The organism is Nonomuraea sp. B5E05, assembly GCF_039880665.1.
Taxonomy (GTDB): Bacteria; Actinomycetota; Actinomycetes; order Streptosporangiales; family Streptosporangiaceae; genus Nonomuraea.
This window is the reverse complement of the sequence record NZ_JBDPMJ010000013.1, coordinates 198,589-220,768: the sequence shown is the minus strand read 5'-3', so window position 1 is coordinate 220,768 and position 22,180 is coordinate 198,589. Positions and strand designations below refer to the sequence as shown.

Annotated in this window: 9 protein-coding genes; 8 read left to right on the top strand and 1 reads right to left on the bottom strand. The window is 72.6% G+C overall.

The features are described 5' to 3' along the window. Window positions 1-5: 5 nt before the first annotated feature. From ABGB01_RS24885 to ABGB01_RS24850, 8 genes are all read left to right on the top strand, one after another. A complete protein-coding gene (locus tag ABGB01_RS24885; protein WP_347775946.1) occupies window positions 6-827 on the top strand; it encodes a hypothetical protein in 822 nt (273 codons plus the stop codon). Between the two features lie 2 nt (window positions 828-829). Then, window positions 830-3,913 carry an amino acid adenylation domain-containing protein gene (locus ABGB01_RS24880; RefSeq protein ID WP_347775945.1) on the top strand — a complete coding sequence of 1,028 codons (3,084 nt, stop codon included), beginning with the start codon at window positions 830-832 and terminating at the stop codon, window positions 3,911-3,913. Between the two features lie 158 nt (window positions 3,914-4,071). Next, window positions 4,072-10,380 carry an AMP-binding protein gene (locus tag ABGB01_RS24875; protein WP_347775944.1) on the top strand — a complete coding sequence of 2,103 codons (6,309 nt, stop codon included), beginning with the start codon at window positions 4,072-4,074 and terminating at the stop codon, window positions 10,378-10,380. Then, window positions 10,377-15,764, top strand: coding sequence for an amino acid adenylation domain-containing protein (locus ABGB01_RS24870; RefSeq protein ID WP_347775943.1), 5,388 nt, complete (start codon window positions 10,377-10,379; stop codon window positions 15,762-15,764). The genes ABGB01_RS24875 and ABGB01_RS24870 overlap by 4 nt, the downstream gene beginning before the upstream one ends. After that, entirely contained in the window at window positions 15,761-16,840 is a 1,080-nt protein-coding gene (locus ABGB01_RS24865) for a saccharopine dehydrogenase NADP-binding domain-containing protein (RefSeq protein ID WP_347775942.1), read from the top strand. Before ABGB01_RS24870 ends, ABGB01_RS24865 begins: the two co-directional genes overlap by 4 nt. Beyond that, window positions 16,837-17,871 (top strand): Gfo/Idh/MocA family oxidoreductase, encoded by a 1,035-nt coding sequence (locus ABGB01_RS24860; RefSeq protein WP_347775941.1) that lies wholly within the window; start codon window positions 16,837-16,839, stop codon window positions 17,869-17,871. The genes ABGB01_RS24865 and ABGB01_RS24860 overlap by 4 nt, the downstream gene beginning before the upstream one ends. Then, a complete protein-coding gene (locus ABGB01_RS24855; RefSeq protein ID WP_347775940.1) occupies window positions 17,868-18,611 on the top strand; it encodes an alpha/beta fold hydrolase in 744 nt (247 codons plus the stop codon). The genes ABGB01_RS24860 and ABGB01_RS24855 overlap by 4 nt, the downstream gene beginning before the upstream one ends. Before the next feature lie 18 nt (window positions 18,612-18,629). Continuing rightward, window positions 18,630-19,601 (top strand): methyltransferase, encoded by a 972-nt coding sequence (locus tag ABGB01_RS24850; protein WP_347775939.1) that lies wholly within the window; start codon window positions 18,630-18,632, stop codon window positions 19,599-19,601. Window positions 19,602-19,664: 63 nt separating this feature from the next. Here the strand turns inward: ABGB01_RS24850 and ABGB01_RS24845 are convergent, their stop codons facing one another. Continuing rightward, window positions 19,665-22,145 carry a PEP/pyruvate-binding domain-containing protein gene (locus tag ABGB01_RS24845; protein WP_347775938.1) on the bottom strand — a complete coding sequence of 827 codons (2,481 nt, stop codon included), beginning with the start codon at window positions 22,143-22,145 and terminating at the stop codon, window positions 19,665-19,667. Window positions 22,146-22,180 lie beyond the last annotated feature (35 nt).

Sequence of the window (22,180 nt, the reverse complement as noted above, 5' to 3'; positions counted from 1 at the left end):
TGATCATGACTCTGGTTACCACTTGGACGACGCTCAAAGAATCCGGCTCGGGAAACCTCGTCCTCTGCGTCGACTTCACGGAGACCGGCCGGGCGGAGGCCGGCTTCCCGGACCTGCTGGCGAAGATGGACTACGACGGGACGTTCTGGCACGTTTCCCCGCCCGCCGTGACACCTGGCTCGGGTGTCGACGGCGCCGCCTACGTGCGTTCGTGGATGGAACCCCTCAAGGCGAGCGGCCGGAAGGTGCACGCGGTGATGGGCTACTGCATCGGCGCCGTCTACGCGGCCGAGCTCGTGGACCTGCTAGAGAAGGAGCAGGGTGAGGCGCCCCGGCTGATCGTCTTCGACCCGGAGCCCACCAGCCTGGAGAACATCTACTTCCAGTTCGGCAAGGTCTTCGGCATCCTCTCCTCGATCCTCAACGAGGAGGACGTCGCCGAGACCCGCGAGGCCATGGACCGTCCGCTCCAGCAGGAGGGCGTCACGGTCGAGGGCTACGCCGCCGAGCTGTACGCGAAGTTCCGCGACGTCGGGCACCGCGCGTTCGAAAGAGCCGGGCTCGACCCGGAGTACTCGGAAGAGATGTGGGGCACGTTCAGCGCCTTCCTGTCCTTCCTCACCTACGCCGACACCCTGGATCCCTGGGAGGGGTGGCGGCGCGCCACCGCGGTGAGCTCGAACAACCCGAACAACGGCCTGAACCGGCTGCGCGAGTCCGGCCGCGGCCCCGTCGTGGCCGAGGAGCTCAGGTTCGACAAGGGGCACGACGTGTTGCTCACCGACGACGAGATCGCCAGGGCCGTCACCAAGCTGCTGGAGAGATGATCATGGAGCAGATGCTGGGCCGGCGCGCCACCCGCAAGGAGCAGGCGCTGTGGTTGCTGGAAGAGCTCGTCCCCGGCGCCGGGGTGAACAACCTGGCCGTGGCGTTCAGCGTGACGGGCCGGGCGCGGCGCGACCTCATGCTGGAAGCGGTCAACCGCGTGGTGCACCGCCACGAGATCCTGCGCACGGTGTTCAGGATCGAGCCCGAGGGCATGGCGCGTGAGGTCGTGCCCCCGGAGCGGGCCGTGCTGCGGTTCGAGGAGGCCGGCTGGGACGACACGCGCGAGTGGCTGAGGGAGTTCGTCGCGCGGCCGTTCGAGCCGGGCGGCGAGTTGCTGGTGCGCGCCGCGGTCCTGGAAGAGGACGCGGGCGAGGTCTACTGCCTGGCCGTCCACCACTCGATCTTCGACGGGCTGTCGACGGCGCTGCTGACGAACGAGCTCGTCACCCTCTACGACGCGCTGGTGGCGGGAGAGTCGCCGGCGCGCGACGTCGTACCGGCCTGGGAGGAGCCGGAGCCCGACCCGCGCAGCGGCGCGTTCTGGCGCGACAAGCTGGACGGGTTCCACGCCGGCGACCTCGACCTGTGGTGCGAGCAGGCCGAGACCTCCCAGACGACCCTCGTGGGCGACGTGATCAACTGGGAGCTGTCGCCCGCCGCGCGCGACGCGGCCCGGCGGATGCAGCGCGAGCTGCGGGCGCCCGAGTCGGTCATCCTCCTGGCCGCGTACGGCGTGCTGCTGGCCGCCCACGGCGCCGGCCCCGACCTCACGATCGGCTCGCCCGTCAGCGTGCGCACGCCCGAGGCGGCCGCCCGGATCGGCTACCACATCAACGTGCTCACCCTGCGCACGCGGGTCCACTGGGCGAGCACCTTCCGCACGCACGCGCGCAACACCCGCCGCACGTTCATGGAGGCCATGTCGCACGCCGACTACCCGGTGGACGACCTGCTGGAGATCGTGCCCCGCGACGGCTGGCGCAACAACCTGTTCCGGCACACGTTCAACTACGTGCCCGCCGACCTGACGGCCGGGTTCACGCTGGGCGGCCTGCCGGCCGAGCAGCTGGTGATCGAGAACGGCTTCAGCAAGTTCGACCTGGAGTTCTTCGTCACCTCCACCCCGGACAGCATCAAGATCAGGACCGCGTTCTGCGTGGACGTGCTCGACCGGTCCGACGTGGAGCTGCTGCTGGCCCGCTACGACGAGCTGCTCGTCACGCTCGCCGAGCAGCCCGACCTGCCGCTCGCGGACATCCCCGTCTGGTGCTACCAGGACCGCGCGGCCATCGAGATGGCCAACGCCACCGAGCACACCGTGACGCCCGCGACCGTGCTGGAGAAGATCGCCCGCAAGGTGTCCGCCGCGCCGCCTGAGGACGTCGTGGCCGTGGTGGACGGCGACCGGCAGGTCGGCCTGCGCCGGTTGTGGGCCGCCGCCGAGGCCACCCGCGACGCGCTCCAGGCAGCAGGGGTGAGCAGGGGCGACGTCGTCGCGCTGCTCGCGCGGCGCTCGCCCGAGCTGGCCGCGGCGGCGCTCGGCGTGTGGCTGGCCGGGGCGGCGTACCTGCCGCTCGAACCCGACCACCCGCAGCAGCGCCTCGACTACCAGCTCGACGACGCCGGCGCGGCCGTGGTCCTCGCGGGCGACGGCATCACCGTCTCCGGCGAGCGCACGGTCCTCCCGCTCGTGTCCGTCGACGCGGTCACGCCGGTGTCCGGGCAGGTGTCGTCGTTCAGCCCCGTCCGGCCCGAGGACTGCGCGTACCTCATCTACACCAGCGGCTCGACCGGGCTCCCCAAGGGCACCCTGATCGACCACTACAGCCTGGCCAACCTGATCGCGCACTTCGCCCACCAGCTGTCGGCGGGGCCGCGCGACACCGTGCTCTGGCTGACCACGTTCAGCTTCGACATCTCCGCGCTGGAGTTGTTCCTGCCCCTGACGACGGACGCGCGGCTGGCCATCGCGCCGGACGACGCCCGCACCCAGGGCGAGCCGCTCGCCGAAGCCCTGCGGCGCCACGACGTCACCATCGCCCAGGCCACGCCGACCACCTGGCGGCTGGTCGTGGACCAGGCGGCCGGCGAGCTGGCGGGCTGCCGCGTGCTCTGCGGCGGCGAGCCGATGCCGGCCGTCCTGGCCGAGCGGCTGGCCGCCACCGGCTGCGAGCTCTACAACGTGTACGGCCCCACCGAGACCACGATCTGGTCCACCGCCGGACGCATCGACCCCGCCGCGGACCGCATCGACGTGGGCGTGCCCATCGCCAACACGAAGGTGTACGTGGCCGCCCCCGACGGCCGCCCGCTGCCCATCGGCACCCGCGGCGAGCTGTGCATCGCCGGCGACGGCGTGGCCATCGGCTACCACAACCGGCCGGAGCTGACCGCCGAACGGTTCGGCGAGCACCCCGTCTACGGCCGGTACTACCGCACGGGCGACCTGGCCCAGTGGACCTCCGACGGCAAGCTGGAGATCCTCGGCCGGCTCGACCGCCAGATCAAGCTGCGCGGCAACCGGATCGAGCTCGCCGAGGTCGAAGGCGTGCTGCTGGCCCACCCCGACGTGCGGGCCGCCGCCGTCGTGGTGGTCGGCGACCCCAGCGCGGACGCCGTCCTGTGGGCGTTCGTGGTGGCGCCCGATCGGCCTGAGGTCACCTCCGAGCTGTGGGAGCACGCCAGCGCGTCGCTCCCGTACGCGGCGACCCCCCAGGAGTACGTCGCCGTGGACGCCTTCCCGATGACCGGCAACGACAAGGTCGACTACCCGGCCCTGCGCAACCTGGCCATGGAGCTGCGCAGCACCGCCGAGACCACCGCGGACGAGGCCGACCTCCCGGCCGGCACCGGGGACGCGCTGGTCGACTCCCTGGTGGCGCTCTGGAAGGCCATGCTGAACCGTGCCGATCTCGGCCCCGACAGCCACTTCTTCGCGCTCGGCGGGCACTCGCTGCTGGCGGTCAAGCTGCTGCAGGAGATCAAGAAGGCGACCCAGATCCGGCTCAAGCTGAAGGACATCTTCGAGGAGCCGACCCCGGCCGGTCTCGCCCGCAGGCTGCAGGCCGCCGACACGAATTCCTGACGAGGCGCGGCCGGGCAATCCCGCCCGGCCGCCGACACGACGTAAGCGGTACTAGTGGATAGGCGGGTTGTCTCGTGTTGGAGAAAGTCGAGGAAGTACGGGCTGTTCCGTCCGCGCGGCCGGGCCGTTCCCCCGGCGCGCCACCGACCATGGAATCGATGCGCGCCGACATCGCCGCCCAGCTCGACCTCGACCCCTCCGAGGTCACGGACGGCGCCGACCTGATCAGCCTCGGCCTCGACTCGCTTCGCGCGATGCGGCTCGCCGGGCGGTGGCGGCGGGCGGGGGCCCGGATCGTCTTCGCCGAGCTGGCGACGGAGTTCACCCTCGCGGCCTGGTGGTCGCTGGTCCGCTCCCGGCTGACCGAGGCCGCCGCTCCGGAACAGGAGCCGGAGCCGGCCGTGGACGAGACGGCGCCGTTCCCGCTCACCCCCGTCCAGCTGGCCTACTGGATCGGCCGCGGCGACGGGCAGGTCATCGGGGGCGTCGGCTGCCACGCCTACCTGGAGTTCGACGGCTCCGGCGTCGAGCCGGACCGGCTGGAACGGGCCGTACGCGCCCTCATCGCCCGCCACGGGATGTTGCGGGCGATCTTCCACGACGACGGCACCCAGCAGATCATGGACACCAGCCCGTGGCCGGGCTTGACCGTCCACGACCTGTCCGAGCTCGGCGAGGACGCCGCCGAGAACATCAGGGAGCAGCTGTCGCACCGCCGCTTTGACGCCTCCCGCGGCGAGGTGTTCGACGTGCGGCTGTCGCTGCTGCCGGGCGGCCGGTCGAGGGTGCACTTCGAGGTGGACTTCCTCGTCGCCGACGTGCTCGGCCTGCAGATCCTGCTGAAGGACCTGGCCCGGCTCTACCTGGAGCCCGACGCGCCCATGCCCGCCCTGGCCTGCTCGTTCCCCCGCTACCTCGCCGCCAGGGGCGCGGAGCGGGCGGCACGGCGTACCCGCGACCAGGAGTACTGGCGCGGCCGGCTGGACGAGCTGCCCGGCGCGCCACAACTCCCTCTCGCCACCGAACCGGCCATGATCGCCCGGCCCCGCTTCGCCCGCCGCGAGAGGTGGCTGCCGACCAGCGCGTGGCAGCGCATCCAGGAGCAGGCCCGCGTGCACGGGCTGACCCCCGCCATGGTGCTCGCCGCCGCCTACTGCGAGGTGCTGGCCGCGTGGAGCGGCGAACCGCGGTTCCTGCTCAACCTGCCGCTGTTCGACCGGGACGACACCGTCCACCCGGACGTCGCCCATCTGGTCGCCGACTTCACCAACCTGATCCTGGTCGCCGCCGACCTCTCGGAGCCGCAGCCGTTCGCCGAGCGCGCCAGGACCCTGCAGTCCCGCTTCCGCGCCGACGCTCGGCACACCGGATACTCCGGCGTCGAGGTGCTCAGGGACCTGGCCCGCAACGGGGAGCACTCGGGCGCGCCCGTGGTGTTCGCCTGCAACCTGGGGACCGAGCTGATCGTCCCTGAGGTGCGCGAGGCGTTCGGCGAGCCCGGGTGGATGATCACGCAGACCCCGCAGGTCTGGCTCGACCACCAGATCAACGAGTACGACCACGGGCTCCACCTGGCTTGGGACGCGGTGGAGGAGTTGTTCGCGCCGGGGGTGTTGGATGCGATGTTCGGGGCGTATGGGGGGTTGCTGGAGTGGTTGGCGGAGGGGGATTGGTCGGGTGAGGTGCCCGCTTTGTTGCCTGCGGAGCAGGGCGTGGTGCGGGAGCGGGTGAATGACACGGCTGGTTCGGTGCCGGATGGGGTGTTGCATGGTGGGTTCTTCGCGCGGGCGGTGAGTGAGCCGGATCGGGTGGCGCTGATCGCTGGGGGCGGTTGTGTGTCGTATGGGGAGTTGGCGGATCGGGCGTTGGGGGTGGCGGGTCATCTGGTCGGGGTGGGTGTCGGGCCGGGTGATGCGGTGGGTGTGGTGGTGCCGAAGGGTGTGGATCAGGTTGTGGCTGTGTTGGGGGTGTTGGCTGCTGGTGGTGTGTATGTGCCGGTGGGGGTGGATCAGCCGGTGGCGCGTCGGGAGCGGATTTTGGCGCGGGCGGGTGTGTGTCATGTGCTGACGGGGGTGCCGGTGGGGGAGCGGCTGGCGGGTCCGGTTGGGGTGTCGGCGGATATGTCGGCGTATGTGATTTTCACGTCGGGGTCGACGGGTGAGCCGAAGGGCGTGGAGGTCTCGCATCGGGCGGCGTTGAACACGGTCGTGGACGTGAACGAGCGGTTCGGTGTGGGTGATGGGGATCGGGTGCTGGCGGTGTCGGCGCTGGATTTCGATCTTTCGGTGTACGACATTTTCGGCCTGCTGTCGGCCGGCGGCGCGCTCGTGTTGCTGCAGGAGGACGAACGGCGCGACCCCCAGCGCTGGGCGAAGTTGTGCGCCGTCCACGGGGTGACGGTGTGGAACACGGTGCCGACCCTGCTGGACATGCTCCTGGTCACCGCCCAGGAGCTGCCCCCGAGTCTGCGCGTCGCGCTGGTGTCGGGTGACTGGGTGGGGCTGGATCTGCAGGCGCGGCTGGCGGCGCAGAGCGGGGGGCGGTGCCGGTTGGTGGCGTTGGGGGGTGCGACGGAGGCGGCGATCTGGTCGAACGCGTTGGTGGTGGATCGGGTGCCGGCGCACTGGACGTCGGTTCCGTACGGGTTCCCGCTGCGTAATCAGCGGTATCGGGTGGTGGACGGCCGGGGTCGTGACTGTCCGGACTGGGTGGCGGGGGAGTTGTGGATCGGCGGCGCGGGGGTCGCGGTCGGGTATCGGGGTGATCCGGAGACGACGGCGGTCAAGTTCGTGGAGGTTGCGGGGGGTCGCTGGTATCGGACGGGGGACATGGGCCGGTACTGGCCGGACGGCACGCTGGAGTTCCTGGGCCGGGCCGATCACCAGGTGAAGGTCCGCGGGCATCGCATCGAGCTGGGCGAGGTGGAGGCCGCGCTGGAGGCGTTCCCCGGGGTGGGGCGCGCGGTGGCGGTCGCGGTGGGGGATCGGCGGCAGCGGCGGCTGGCCGCGTTCGTCACGCCGGGCGATGTCGACCAAGGCAGGCTGCGCTCGTTCCTGGCCGACCGGTTACCGGGTTATGCCATCCCGCCGGCGATCACCATGCTGGACGAGCTGCCCCTGACCGCCAACGGCAAGATCGACAGATCCGCGCTCACCGCACTCGTCGCCGACATCCAGGAGACCACGGAGCACGAGCCGCCCGTCGGCCCCGCCGAGACCGTGCTCGCCACCATCTGGGCCGACCTGCTCGAACGTCCGGCCGTGCGGCGCAGCGACAACTTCTTCACCCTCGGCGGGGACTCGCTGCTCGCCACCCGCATGATCGCCCGGCTGCGCGCGGAGGGCGTCACCGACGCCAGGCTGAGCGTGCTGTTCCAGACGCCGGTGCTGGCGGACTTCGCGGCCACCCTCACCCTCGGTGAGGCGGCCCCGCCGGTCCCCGCGCTCGCCCCTGACGTGGCGCACCGGCACGACCCGTTCCCGCCCACCGAGGTGCAGCGGGCCTACTGGCTAGGCCGGGCCGAGCACTTCACGCTCGGCGGCGTCGGCTGCCACTTCTACACCGAGTTCGACGGCGACATCGACCTCGACCGGCTGGAAACCGCGTGGAACCTGCTGATCGAGCGGCACGAGATGTTGCGCGCCGTCTTCGACCAGGACGGGCTCCAGCGCATCCTGCCCGAGGTGCCGCGCTTCACCATCGCCGCCGCCGACAGCGTCGAGGCCATGCGCGAGCAGATGTCCCACCAGGTGCTCGACGTGTCGGCGTGGCCGCTGTTCGACGCGCGGGCCGTACGCCACGAAGGCGGGGTGCGGCTCGGCGTCAGCTTCGACAACATCATCGTCGACGCGCTGAGCATGATGGTCTTCTTCGCCGAGCTCGACCAGCTCTACCACGACCCCGGCACCGTCCTGCCGCCGATCGGGGTGTCGTTCCGCGACTACCTGCTCGCGCAGGACCCCGACCCCGCCGTCTTCGAGACGGCCAAGGACTACTGGGCGGCCCGGCTCCCCGAGTTGCCGCCCGCCCCGCAACTGCCGCTCCGCGTCGACCCGGCGCTGATCGACCGGCCCAGGTTCGCCCGGCGCGAGCTCCGGCTGCCCGCCGCCCGGTGGCGGGCGATCACCGACCTGGCCCGCCGGTACGAGCTCACCCCGGCCACCGTGCTGGCGGCGGCGTTCGGCGAGGTCCTGGGCACGTGGAGCGCCCAGCGGGAGCTGACGCTGAACCTCACGCTGTTCGACCGGCGCGATGTGCACCCCGACATCCACCGCGTGCTCGGCGACTTCACCTCGTTGCTGCTCGCCGGCTACCGGCAGGGCGCCGGCTGGCTGGACGGAGCCCGCAAGCTCCAGGAAGAGGTCTGGCGCGGCCTGGAGCACGGCGAGGTCTCGGCGGTCTGGGTGATGCGCGAGCTGGCCAGGCGGAACGCCGCGATCGAGATGACCATGCCGGTGGTGTTCACCAGCACGCTCGGGGTCGGCGGCGAGGGCGTGGCCGGGCCGTCGTTCGCCGACCAGGTCTGGGGCGTCTCGCAGACCCCGCAGGTCTGGCTGGACAGCCAGGTCGGCGAGATCGACGGCGAACTGCTGGTCCGATGGGACGCGGTGGAGGAGTTGTTCGCGCCGGGGGTGTTGGATGCGATGTTCGGGGCGTATGGGGGGTTGCTGGAGTGGTTGGCGGAGGGGGATTGGTCGGGTGAGGTGCCCGTTTTGTTGCCTGCGGAGCAGGGCGTGGTGCGGGAGCGGGTGAATGACACGGCTGGTTCGGTGCCGGATGGGGTGTTGCATGGTGGGTTCTTCGCGCGGGCGGTGAGTGAGCCGGATCGGGTGGCGCTGATCGCTGGGGGCGGTTGTGTGTCGTATGGGGAGTTGGCGGATCGGGCGTTGGGGGTGGCGGGTCATCTGGTCGGGGTGGGTGTCGGGCCGGGTGATGCGGTGGGTGTGGTGGTGCCGAAGGGTGTGGATCAGGTTGTGGCTGTGTTGGGGGTGTTGGCTGCTGGTGGTGTGTATGTGCCGGTGGGGGTGGATCAGCCGGTGGCGCGTCGGGAGCGGATTTTGGCGCGGGCGGGTGTGTGTCATGTGCTGACGGGGGTGCCGGTGGGGGAGCGGCTGGCGGGTCCGGTTGGGGTGTCGGCGGATATGTCGGCGTATGTGATTTTCACGTCGGGGTCGACGGGTGAGCCGAAGGGTGTGGAGGTCTCGCATCGGGCGGCGTTGAACACGGTCGTGGACGTGAACGAGCGGTTCGGTGTGGGTGATGGGGATCGGGTGCTGGCGGTGTCGGCGCTGGATTTCGATCTTTCGGTGTACGACATTTTCGGCCTGCTGTCGGCCGGCGGCGCGCTCGTGTTGCTGCAGGAGGACGAACGGCGCGACCCCCAGCGCTGGGCGGAGTTGTGCGCCGTCCACGGGGTGACGGTGTGGAACACGGTGCCGACCCTGCTGGACATGCTCCTGGTCACCGCCCAGGAGCTGCCCCCGAGTCTGCGCGTCGCGCTGGTGTCGGGTGACTGGGTGGGGCTGGATCTGCAGGCGCGGCTGGCGGCGCAGAGCGGGGGGCGGTGCCGGTTGGTGGCGTTGGGGGGTGCGACGGAGGCGGCGATCTGGTCGAACGCGTTGGTGGTGGATCGGGTGCCGGCGCACTGGACGTCGGTTCCGTACGGGTTCCCGCTGCGTAATCAGCGGTATCGGGTGGTGGACGGCCGGGGTCGTGACTGTCCGGACTGGGTGGCGGGGGAGTTGTGGATCGGCGGCGCGGGGGTCGCGGTCGGGTATCGGGGTGATCCGGAGACGACGGCGGTCAAGTTCGTGGAGGTTGCGGGGGGTCGCTGGTATCGGACGGGGGACATGGGCCGGTACTGGCCGGACGGCACGCTGGAGTTCCTGGGCCGGGCCGATCACCAGGTGAAGGTCCGCGGGCATCGCATCGAGCTGGGCGAGGTGGAGGCCGCGCTGGAGGCGTTCCCCGGGGTGGGGCGTGCGGTGGCGGTCGCGGTGGGGGACCGGCGGCAGCGGCGGCTGGCCGCGTTCGTCACTCCGGGCGACGTCGACCAAGGCAGGCTGCGCTCGTTCCTGGCCGACCGGTTACCGGCGTACGCCATCCCCCCGGCGATCACCATGCTGGACGAGCTGCCTCTGACCGCCAACGGCAAGATCGACAGATCCGCGCTCGCCACGGATACGGAGCCACCACCGGACGGCGACGACCCACCACGCCCAGGCGTGGAGCAGCAGCTCGCCGAGCTGTGGGCCGAGCTCCTGGAGATCCCGCCGCCAGGCCGTGGCCAGAGCTTCTTCGCCCTCGGCGGCGACTCGCTGCTCGCCACCCGCTTCGCCGAGATCGTCCGCCGCAGGCTCGGCGTCGAGCTGTCCCTGCGCCGCTTCTTCACCACTCCCACCATCGCGGACTGCGCCGAGGCGATCGGCCTGACGACAGACGACACCGAAGAGGAGGGCGTGCTGTGACCCAGGCACCGGCCGCACCAGAGCCGACCGTACGAGACCTGATCGCCGACATGGAAGCGGCGGGAATCCGACTGTGGGAGGACGGCGGCGGCCTGCGCTTCCGCGCCCCCAAGGGAGCGCTGACCGAGGAACGCCGGGCGGCGCTGCTCGGCGCCAAGCCCGAGATCATCGCCCACCTGCGTCGCGAGGCCGAGGCCGAGACGGTGCGCCCCGACCCGGGACACCGCCTCGACCCCTTCCCCCTCACCGACGTGCAGCAGGCCTACCTGCTCGGCCGCAACGACGCCTTCGGCTACGGCGGGGTCGCCTGCCACGGCTACGTCGAGGTCGCCTTCCCCGAGCTCGACCCCGAGCGGGTCCAGGCGGCGTGGCGCACGCTGATCGAGCGGCACGACATGCTCCGCGCCGTCATCCATCCCGACGGCCACCAGCAGGTGCTGGCCGAGGTGCCCGCCTACGACGTGCGGGTGAGCGACCTGCGCGGCACCGACCCCGAGGAACGGCTCGCCGCCATCCGCGAGGAGATGGCGCACACGCTCTACCCCGCGGGCAGCTGGCCCCTGTTCGAGCTGCGGATCTCGCTCACCGACCGCGGCGCGCTGCTGCACGCCTCGATCGACCTGCTCATCGCCGACTACGTCAGCATCCAGCTGCTGCTGGCCGAGCTGCACACCCTGCACGAGGACCCCGGCGCCGACCTGCCGCCCGTCCCGGTCGGCTTCCGCGACTGCGTGCTGGCCCTGCGCGCGCAGCGCGAGAGCGGCCGGTACGACCGCGACCGCGCCTACTGGTGGGCCCGCGTCGACGACCTGCCGCCGGCGCCCGAGCTGCCCGCGCTCGACCAGCAGGCGGAGGCCAGGTTCCAGCGGTGGGAGAGCCGGGTCGAGCCGGAACAGTGGAACAGGCTGCGGGCCAGGGCGTCGGCGGCCGGCACCACGCCGTCGCAGGCCGTGCTGGCCGCCTACGCCGAGGTCATCGGGCGGTGGAGCCGCCGGCCCAGGTTCACGCTCAACCTGACGCTGCTCGACCGCCCGCCCCTGCACCCGTCGATCGACCAGGTGGTGGGCGACTTCACCACGCTCAACCTGCTCGCCGTCGACACCACGCCCGACCGGCCGTTCGCCGACCGCGCCCGCGCCATCGGCGAGCAGCTCTTCGCCGACATGGAGCACCGCCGCTGCGGCGGCATCGAGGTCATGCGCGAGCTGGCCAGGAGGCGAGGTCGCGACGCCGCGCTGATGCCGGTGGTGTTCACCAGCGCCATCGGCCTCGGCCAGGACGAGGCGGAGCACGGCAGACCCGAGTACGGCATCAGCCAGACGCCCCAGGTGTGGATCGACTGCCAGGTCAAGGAGCACCGCGGCGCGCTGCTCGTCAACTGGGACGTGCGCGCGGGCGTGCTGCCCGACGGGCTGGTGGACGACATGTTCGCCGCCTTCACCGCGCTTCTCGGCGACCTGTCCGCCGAGGAGTCGTGGGCCTCCGCGTCTCCCGTCGGCCTGCCCGCCGCCCAGGCCGGCAGCCGCGCCCGGGCCAACGACACCGCCGCGCCGCTCCCCGGCGGGCTGCTGCACGACGAGGTCGTGGCCCAGGCCCGCCGCACGCCCGGCCGCACCGCCGTCGTCACCTCCGAGGGCTCGCTCACGTACGGCGAGCTGCTCGGCCGCGCGACGGCGGTGGCGCGGGCGCTCGGCGCGGCCGGTCACCAACCCGGACAGATCGTCGCCGTCGTCATGGACAAGGGCGCCGAGCAGGTCGTGGCCGTGCTCGGCATCCTCATGGCCGGCGGCGCCTACCTGCCCGTCGACACCGGCCAGCCGCCCGCCAGGCGCGACCGCATCCTCGCCGACGCCTCGGCCCGCCTGGTGCTGACGCAGTCGTGGCGCGCGGAGGACGGCTGGATCGCCGTCGACACCCTGCAGCCCGTCGACGCGGCGTCGCCCGAGGCCCGGCGACGGCCAGGCGACCTGGCGTACGTCATCTACACCTCCGGCTCCACCGGAGTGCCCAAGGGCGTGATGATCAGCCATCAGGCCGCCCGCAACACCATCGACGACATCAACACCCGCTTCGGCGTCGGCCAGGACGACCGCGTGCTCGGCCTCGCCAACCTGGGCTTCGACCTGTCCGTCTACGACATCTTCGGGCCGCTCGCGACCGGCGGCGCGCTGGTGCTGCCCGACCCGGGGCGCAGGGGAGACCCCGCGCACTGGGCCGAGCTCGCCGCCCGGCACGCGGTCACCGTGTGGAACTCCGTGCCCGCACAACTCCAGATGCTGCAGCACTACCTGGACGCCGAGCCCGCGGCCGAGCTGCCCGAGCTTCGGCTGGCGATGTTGTCCGGCGACTGGGTCCCCGTGGCGCTGCCCGGCCAGATCCGCCGCCGGCTGCCCGGCCTCGACGTGGTCAGCCTGGGCGGCGCCACCGAGGCCGCCATCTGGTCCATCCACCACCCCATCGGCGACCCGCTGCCCGGCTGGGTGAGCGTCCCGTACGGCAGGCCGCTGGCCAACCAGACCTTCCACGTGCTCGACGCCTCCATGCGGCCCAGCCCCGACTGGGTGCCGGGAGAGTTGTACATCGGCGGCGCCGGGGTGGCCATCGGCTACCTCGGCGACGAGGCCAAGACCGCGGAGCGGTTCGTCCAGCACGCGGGCGAGCGCCTCTACCGCACCGGCGACCTGGGCCGCTACCGGCCCGGCGGCACCATCGAGTTCCTGGGCAGGGAGGACTCCCAGGTCAAGATCCGTGGCCACCGCATCGAGCTGGCCGAGGTGGAGACCGCGCTGCAGGCGCACCCGGCGGTCGCCGCCGGCACCGTGATCGTCGACGGCGACCGGGCCCTCGAACGCCGCCTCGTCGGCTTCGCGCAGGCCGTACGGAAGGAAGAGAGCGGCGGCGACGAGCCGGACGTCGCCGCGGCGGCCGAGGCGGCGGCCCGCGCCGCGCTCGACGGCGTCGACCTGCCGCGCGTGGTGGCGGTCGCGGAGACGCTCGACGAGATCGCGCTCACCTCGATGGCGGCGGCGCTGCGCACGGCCGGGCTGTTCGCCGGCGGCGTCCGCCACGACCTGGCGGAGATCCTGGAGACCGCCCGGGTCGCGCCCGACCACCACCGGCTGGTCCGGCGCTGGCTCGCCGCGCTGCACGAGCGCGGCCGGCTCGGCCGCGACGACGCCGGCCGCTACCACGGCCTGCGCGAGCCCGCCGCCCTCGAACCGCTCTGGCAGCGCGTCGAAAACCTCACGGAAGGGCTCGACTACGGCGCCGAGCTCATCAGGTTCCTGCGCGTCAGCACCACGCACCTGCCCGAGTTGACGCGCGGCGAGCTCGACGCCCGCGAGCTGCTGTTCCCCGAGGGCGAGATGGAGACCGCCGAGGGCGCCTACAAGGACAACGTGCTCAGCAGGTACGTCAACCGCATCGTGCGCGCCGTCATCGGCCGCGTCGCCGAGCGGCACGCGGGCGGGCCGCTGCGCGTCCTGGAGGCCGGGGCGGGCGTCGGCGGCACCAGCGCCGAGCTCATCCCCGAGCTGGCAGGGCACCACGTCGAATACCTGTTCACCGACCTGTCGCGGTTCTTCCTCGGCCAGGCCGCCGAACGGTTCGCCGAGCACCCATGGGTGCGCTACGGCCTGTTCGACATCAACGCCGACTACCGCGCCCAGGGGTACGAGCCCAACTCCTTCGACGTCATCCTCTGCGCCAACGTGCTGCACAACTCGCACGACGCCGCCTCCGTGCTCGCCAGGTTCCGCGAGCTGCTGGCGCCGGGCGGGTGGCTGGTGTTCATCGAGACGACCCGCGAACACGTGCAGATCATGAGCTCGATGGAGTTCCTGATGAACCCGCACGACTACGCCGACGTGCGCCGGGGCCGCGACCGTACGTTCGTCGCGCGCGAGGAGTGGCTCGACCTGCTCGCGGCCGCCGGCGCCACCACCATGGCCTGCCTTCCCGGGCCCGACGACCCGCTCGCCTCGCTGGGGCAGTGCGTGTTCGCCGCCCGCTTCCCCGCCGACCGGGAGCACATCGACCTGGTGGAGTTGCGGGCGTTCCTGGGCGAGCGGCTGCCCGGCTACATGATCCCGACCCACGTCCAGGTGGTCGACGAGCTGCCGCTGACGGACAACGGCAAGATCGACCGGGCCCGGCTGCGCTCCCTGCTGCCGCGTACGGCCGGCGAGAGCACCCCCGCGGGCGAGGAGCCGCGCGACGACCTCGAACGGCGGCTCGCCGCGTTGTGGGCCGAACTCCTCGGCCTCCAGCAGGTCGGCAGGGACCAGGACTTCTTCGCGCTGGGCGGCGACTCCCTGCTGGTCACCCGGCTGGCCGGGCGCATACGTGAGGAGCTGCCCGAGGCGCACAACTTCTACTGGGACAGCCTCGTCCGCCAGCTCGTCAACCAGCCGACCGTCGCCGCGCTCGCCGCTCACCTCCGCCAGGCCCGCGACGACCGCGACCGCGGCCTGTCCAGGACGGACGTCAGCCCGCTGGTGCGCCTGTCCGGCGGAGAAGGCCCGGTGCGGGTGCTGCTCCACGACGGCACCGGCACGCTGACCCCCTACCGGGCGCTCACCCCGGAGCTGTCCGGCGGGCCCCTGCTCGGCCTGGTGATCAACGACGCGGGACACTACCTGGAGCTCGACCCCGCCGCCGCCGTGGAGTCGCTGGCCGGATCATACGCGCAGGCGCTGCTCAAGGAGGACGCGCCCAGCTACCACATCATCGGCTACTGCATGGGCGGGCTGATCGCCACCGAGGTCGCCCGGCGGCTCACCGAGGGCGGCGCCACCGTCGACGAGCTCACCGTCATCAGCAGCTCGCGCTTCCCGTACCGGATCAGCGACGAGCTCATGCTCGAGTACGGCTTCGCCCAGGCGTGCGGGCTCGACCCCGTCCGGCTCGGCTACCCCGAGGAGGACCTGGCCCGCGCCCTGCGGGCCGTGCTGGAGTCCTCGCCGGGACACGTGGGCGAGGGCGCCCTCGCCGCGCTCGCCGGCTCCGCCGACCCGGGCCTCGACGCCATCGGCAGCCGCTTCGCCGAGCTGTCCGCCACCTCGCCCGCCGACCGCCTGGCCGCCGTCGCCCGTGGCCTGGACCACCCGCCCGAGCGCGTCGACCTCGCCTACCGGGTCTTCAGGCAGAGCTTCACCGCGGTCACCTGCTACGACCCCGAGCCGTACGCGGGCGACATCACGTTCCTGCGCCAGCGCGGCGTCACCAACCTCGTACCGACCCTCCAGGACGACATGACGGAGTTCTGGCAGGACCTCTGCCTGGGACGGCTCGCCGTGCGCGACGTCGGGGGCGACCACTTCACCTGCCTCGACCAGGGCCACGCCGCCGGAGTCGCCAAACTGATCACCGGGACGACCGAGTGATCGGCATTCTCGGCGGCTACGGAGCGGTCGGCGCCACCACGGCCCTCCTCCTCACGGACCGCTCCGCGAGCGTGCGGGTGGGCGGGCGCGACGGTGGGGCGGCGCGGCGGTTCGTCGCCGACGCGCTGGGCGGGAAGGGCGAGGCGTGGCAGGCGGACGCCTTCGATCCGGACGCGCTCGCCCGGTTCTGCCGGGGCTGCCAGGTCGTCGTCAACTGCGCGGGCCCCTCGTACCTGCTGCGGGACCGGGTGGCACGGGCCGCCTTCGCAGCGGGAGCCGGCTACGTGGACGCGGCCGGCGACGCCGCGTCCTTCGCCGGGCTGGCCGCGACCGGCACGGGTGGCCGTACAGCGGTGATCTCCGCCGGGATGCTCCCGGGCCTCACCGGCCTGCTGCCCCGCCACCTCGCCGCCCTCGCTTCCGCGCACGGCGGCCCGGCGGAAAGGCTTGACGTCTACACCGGAGGGCTGGACCGGCTCACTCCGGCGGCGGCCGGCGACTTCCTGCTGGCCGGTCAGGAGGAGCAGGGCGCGGCGCTGGCCGGGTGGCGTGACGGCGGCAAGGTCGCGCGCGCCCTCGCTCCCGCGCACGACGTCGAACTGCCCTACTTCCCAGGACCGGTCACCGCCTACCCCTACCTGAGCGCCGAGGCGGAACGGGTCGCCGCCGACCTGGGGCTGGCCGAGGCCCGCTGGTACAACGTGATCACCGGCGACCGCGTCCTCGCCACCGCGAGCACCGCGACGTCGGCCGCCGACCTGGCCCGCGTCGCCGAGCTCGAACTGGCGGGGCGCACGCCGTACTATGTCCTGCTTTTTCAGCTCACCGGACCGCACGGCACCAGCACCCTCGTGGTGCGCACCGCGGACTCCTACGCGCTGACCGCCGCCGTCACCGCCCACGCCGCGCGGGCGGTGCTGGCGGGCGACGTCCCGGACGGGCTGCACCACGCCGACGCCGTGCTCGACCCGGCCGGCATGCTGGCGGACCTCGAGGGCGTGGCGACGGCCGAGATCACGGACGCGGTCGCCCCCATCGACCTGGCCGCGCCGGCGTTCGAGGAGGGCGCGCTGTGAAACGAGTCGTGGTGTGCGGCACCAAGTTCGGCCAGATCTACCTGTCGGCCATGCGGGACGGCCCCTTCGAGCTCACCGGCATCCTGGCCCGCGGCAGCGCCAGGTCCGCCGCGTACGCCAGGGAGCACGGCGTCCCGCTGGTCACCGACCCCGACCAGGTGCCCGAGCTCGCGGACCTGGCCTGCGTGGTCGTACGGTCGGGCGTCGTCGGCGGCGAGGGCAGTGAGCTGGCCGCGGCGCTGCTGTCCCGGGGCGTGCACGTGCTCCAGGAACATCCGGTCCACGCCGACGAGCTGGCCCGCACCCTGCGCACCGCCAGGGCCGCGTCCGCGGTGCACCACGTGAACACCCTGTACGTCCACCTCGACCCCGTACGCCGCTTCATCGAGGCCGCCCGCCGCCTGCGCGAACTCCAGCAGCCGCTCTACGTCGACGCCGCCTGCAGCGTCCACGTGGCCTACGCCCTGTTCGACATCCTCGGCCAGGTCCTGGGCGGTCTGCGCCCCTGGACGTTCACCGCCACGGCCCCGGGCACGCCCTTCTCGTGCGTCACGGGTACGGTCGGAGGAGTGCCCCTCACCCTCCGGGTGCAGAACCAGATCGCGCCCAACGACCCCGACGCCCACCTCCACCTGCTGCACCGCATCACGGTGGGCACGGAGGGCGGCAACCTCACGCTGGTCAACACGCACGGCCCGGTCGTGTGGACCCCGCGGATGTACGTCGCCCGCGACGCCGACGACCGCTTCGACACCGGCGCCGACCACCTGCGCCTGCCGAGCGCCACCACCGTCGGGCCGGAGCAGGCGCCCACGTTCGCCGACATCGTCACCAAGGTGTGGCCGGACGGCGTGCGCCGGGCGCTGACCGGGCTGCGCGAGGCCGCCGAGGACGGCCGCGACCCGCTGCGGCAGGGCCAGTACCACCTGACGCTCAGCCGCCTGTGGCAGGACGCCACCGCGGCGATCGGCCGGCCCGAGCTGCTGGTCCAGACGGCACCCCGCCCCCTGTCCGCCACGGAGTTCACATGACCTGGTTCCACTGCTACCAGCCCAGGCCGTACGCGTCGTTACGGCTGTTCTGCTTCCCCCACGCCGGCGGCTCGGCGAGCTTCTACCGAGGCTGGCACGCGGCGGCGCCGCACTCCGTCGAGGTGCGCGCCGTGCAGTACCCGGGGCGGGGCGATCGCCGCTCCGACCCGTTCGTCGACGACGCCCACCACCTCGCGGGGCTCGTCGCCGACGCGATGGCGCCGCTGCTCGACCGGCCGGTCGCGCTGTTCGGGCACAGCATGGGAGCGCTGATCGCGTACGAGGTGGCGCGCACGCTGGAGGCCAGGGGCAGGGGCGTGACGCACCTGTTCGCCTCCGGCCGGCACGCGCCCCACGAGCACCGTCCCGGCGACACGCACGCCGGCTCCGACGACGAGCTGATCGACGAGATCGTCGGGCTCGGCGGCGTCGAGCCCGAGCTCATGGCCGACCCCGACATCCGCGAGCTGGCGTTGCCGGCCGTCCGCAACGACTACCGGCTCGACGAGACCTACCGGCACCGCCCCGGCGGCGTGCTGGCCTGCCCCGTCACCGCCCTGCTCGGCGGCGACGACCCGGAGGTCACCACGGAGCAGGCGGAGCGGTGGGGCGAGCTGACCAGGGCCCGCTGCACCGTCCGCACGCTGGACGGCGACCACTTCTACCTGGTGCCACGTCAGGACGAGGTGATCGCGGAGCTGTCCCGCGCCGTCACGACGGCCTGGGCGTCCACACCCTGATCCCCTAGGAAGGAAACGATGGACCAAGAGCTGATGCGCATCCTCACCGGAGGATGGGTGGCGCAGGCGACGTTCGTCGCCGTCCGGCTCGGGGTCGTGGACGCGCTCGACGGGCGCCGCCTGACCCCCGACGAGGTCGCCGACGAGGTCGGCGCGCACCCCGAGGCCCTGCACCGCCTGCTCCGCCTGCTCGAAGGGGTGGGGCTGGCCGACGCCGACGACGGCGGGTACGCGCTCACCCCGATGGGGGCGCGGCTGCGCCACGACGACCTGGGGCCGCTCGCCGCCCTCTACGGCGAGGACTTCTTCGCCGCCGCGTGGAACGGCCTGGAGCAGGCCGTACGCACCGGCGAGCCGGCGTTCGAGCACGTCCACGGCGAGCCCGTCTTCGCGCACCTGGCCGCCGATCCCGGCAGGGCGGCGGCGTTCAACGCGGGGATGGCGGCGGGCGCCTCCTTCTTCCGCGGGGTCCCCGAAGCGTACGACTTCTCCGGGCCGCGCCGCGTGGTCGACCTCGCCGGCGGCACGGGCGCCCTGCTCGGCACGATCCTGCGGAGCAACCCCGAGGCCACGGGCGTGCTGTTCGACCTGCCCGAGGTGGTCGCCGCCGCGCCCGGGCACCTGTCGCGGATGGGGGTGCTGGACAGGTGCGAGCTGGCCGCCGGCGACCTGTTCTCCTGCGTGCCGGAGGGCGGCGACGTCTACCTGCTCTCGCGCATCCTGCACGACTGGGACGACGAGCGCTGCGCCGCCCTGCTGGCCACCTGCGCCAAGGCGATGGAGCCCGGCGCCGAGCTGCTCGTCATCGAACGCGTCGTCGGCCGCGGCTCGTACGTGCCGCTCGCCTTCGACCTGCACATGATGGTGATGACCGGCGGGCGGGAGCGCACCGAGGAGGAATACCGCGCGCTGCTTAAGGACGCGGACCTGACCCCTGGCCGGCTGATCGACCTGCCGCTCGGGATGCGGATGCTCACCGCGACCCGCTGAGAGCAGCGAAAAGGCGCCGGGCTCCCTGTTGAGCCCGGCGCCTTTCGCGCGTCCCCCGACGTTTCAGCTCATCACGAGCTCGCCGGCCCGCTCCCGGATCACCTCGACGGTGCCGGCGCTCCCGTCGACGCGGATCCGGTCGCCGTCCCGCAGCAGCATGGTGGCGTTCCTGGTGCCGACCACGGCGGGGATGCCCAGCTCGCGCGCGACGATCGCGGCGTGCGACAGCGGCGCGCCGACGTCGGTGACCACCGCCGCGGCGCGCGGGAAGAGCAACGTCCAGCCCACGTTCGTCACGGTCGTCACCAGGATCTCGCCCTCGCCCAGCCGATCGCCGTCCGCCACGGAGCCGAGCACCCTGGCGGTCCCCTCGACCACGCCCGACGCGCCGGGGAAACCGCTGATGGTCTGCGACGGGGGCACCACCGTGGCGGCGGCGTCGAACACGTCACCGCGCCGGCCCGGGTCGGCGGCCCACCGCTCCGGGTCGAACCGGCCGCGGATGATGCCAGGGTACGGAGGCAACGACCGGTACAGCTCGTACGTCGCCCGCCGCCCGGCCACCCGCGTCAGCGGCCGTCCCGAGCCGCGCAGCACGTCGATGATCTCGTCGATGGTCAGGAAGAACAGGTCGTCGCCGTGCCCGGTCACCTCCCCGGCCCGCACCACGAAGTCGCGCACCATCCAGAAGCCGCGCATCATCTCCGACCGGGTCTCCTCGCGGGAGCGGACGATGGCCTCCCAGCGGTCGATCCTGCGCCGGAACTTCTCGGCCTTCCTCGGATGGTGCTCGCGGAAGCGCCGCCAGGCGGCCTCGCTCTGCTCGATCTGGCGGTCGAGCAGCTCGGCCGGGTCGACGGTGAGCCCGGCGAGCTGGTCGTCGAGCCAGGCCGGGTCCTCCACGGGCCGGGCCACCGAGATCTCGAACTCGTCGGGGCAGCGGTGGCCGTAGGAGCGGACGTACTCGTCGCGGGAGATCTCGCCCCGCTTGAGCCGGGCCAGTCCGAGCAGCGGGCCGAGGCTCTCCAGCCGGCCATCTCCCGACTGGATGCCGGACATCAGCACGGTGGCGTCGGCCTCCCCGACCAGCTCGGCCAGCTGGGCGCCGAGGTAGATGAGCGAGCCGGCGTCCTGGCGGGCCGCGGCGGCGAGCATGCGGTTGCACTCGCTGAACCGCGGCTGGACGTCGCTCTCCCACAGCGCGGCCAGGTCGTCGCTGACGGCGATCGCGGCGCGGATCTCCTCCGTACGCCGCTCCGCGTCCGCGATGTAGGCCGGGATGTGCTCCACGAGCTTCTGGATCTCGCGGCGGCCGCCCAGCATGGGCCGGGCCGCCCTGAGGGTCTGCCAGCGCGTCATCGGCAGCAGCGGCGTCTCGACGCCCTCGGGCAACCTGCCGTAGATCGGCTCCTGGGTGGCCTCGATCTTCTTCGTGATGCCGAGGGCCTTGCCGAGCGAGGCGTTCACGCTCATGTTCATGTAGACGCGGCCGCCGATGTTGCCGCACATCGGGTGGCCGCCGAGGTCGCCGGTGACCATGATCTCGGCGATGAACGCCTTCACGAGCGACCAGGTGCACGGCGTCATGACGCTGGGGATGGCCTCGCCCAGGTTGCCGTTGCTCCACAGATAGTCGCCCTTGACGGAGTCGTTCCACACCTCGCGCCTGCCGGTGATCGGCCGGGCCTGGAGGATGTGGGGACGCCCGTCGTGCAGCGCCCACTCGACGTCCATCGGGCGGCCGTACAGCTCCTCGATCGTCATCCCCAGCTCGGCCAGCCGCTCGGCCTGCGCCCAGGTGAGGACGGGCTCGTCGCGCAGGCCGGGCGGGACGGGATCCTCGCGCGTGCCTTCAGGCGTGCGCACGGTCATGACGGTCTTGGACGCGATCGTCTCGTCGACGACCGTGCGTCCGGCGCGGTCGAGCGTGATCGTGTCGGGCGTGACCAGGCCGCCGACGACCGCCTCGCCCAGGCCCCACGCGGCGTTGATGGTCAGCCGGTCGCGGTCCTCGGTGAAGAGCACGCCCGCGGCGTCGGCGGGAACCAGCTCCTGGACGACGACCGCGATGGCCACCTCGTCGCGCGGGATGCCGTGCCGGTCGCGGTAGGCGATGGCCCGGTCGGTCCACAGGGAGGCCCAGCAGCGCTTGACCGCGTCGAGGAGCTGCACGCCGCCGCGGATGTTGAGGTAGCTGTCCTGCTGGCCGGCGAACGACATCCCCGGCAGGTCCTCCGCGGTCGCCGACGACCGCACCGCGACCGCGGGCTCGTCGCCCAGCCCGGCGTACGCGGCCAGGATGTCGCCGGCGATCTCCGGCGGCAGCTCGTGGGCCGCGAAGAGCGCCTGGATCTGCTCGGCGTCGCCGGTGAGGATCGTGTCGCGCAGGCCGTGGCGGTCCACGAACGCGCGGTAGGCGCCGGTGGTGACGTGGAAGCCGGCAGGCACCGGCAGGCTCGCCCTGGCCAGGTGGGCGAGCGATTCGCCTTTTCCGCCGACGACGTCGAGTTCGGCCCTCGGATCAGCCAGGGCAAGCGTGTTCATACGCGATCTCCATTCCGATTCGGCGGCAGGCCGAA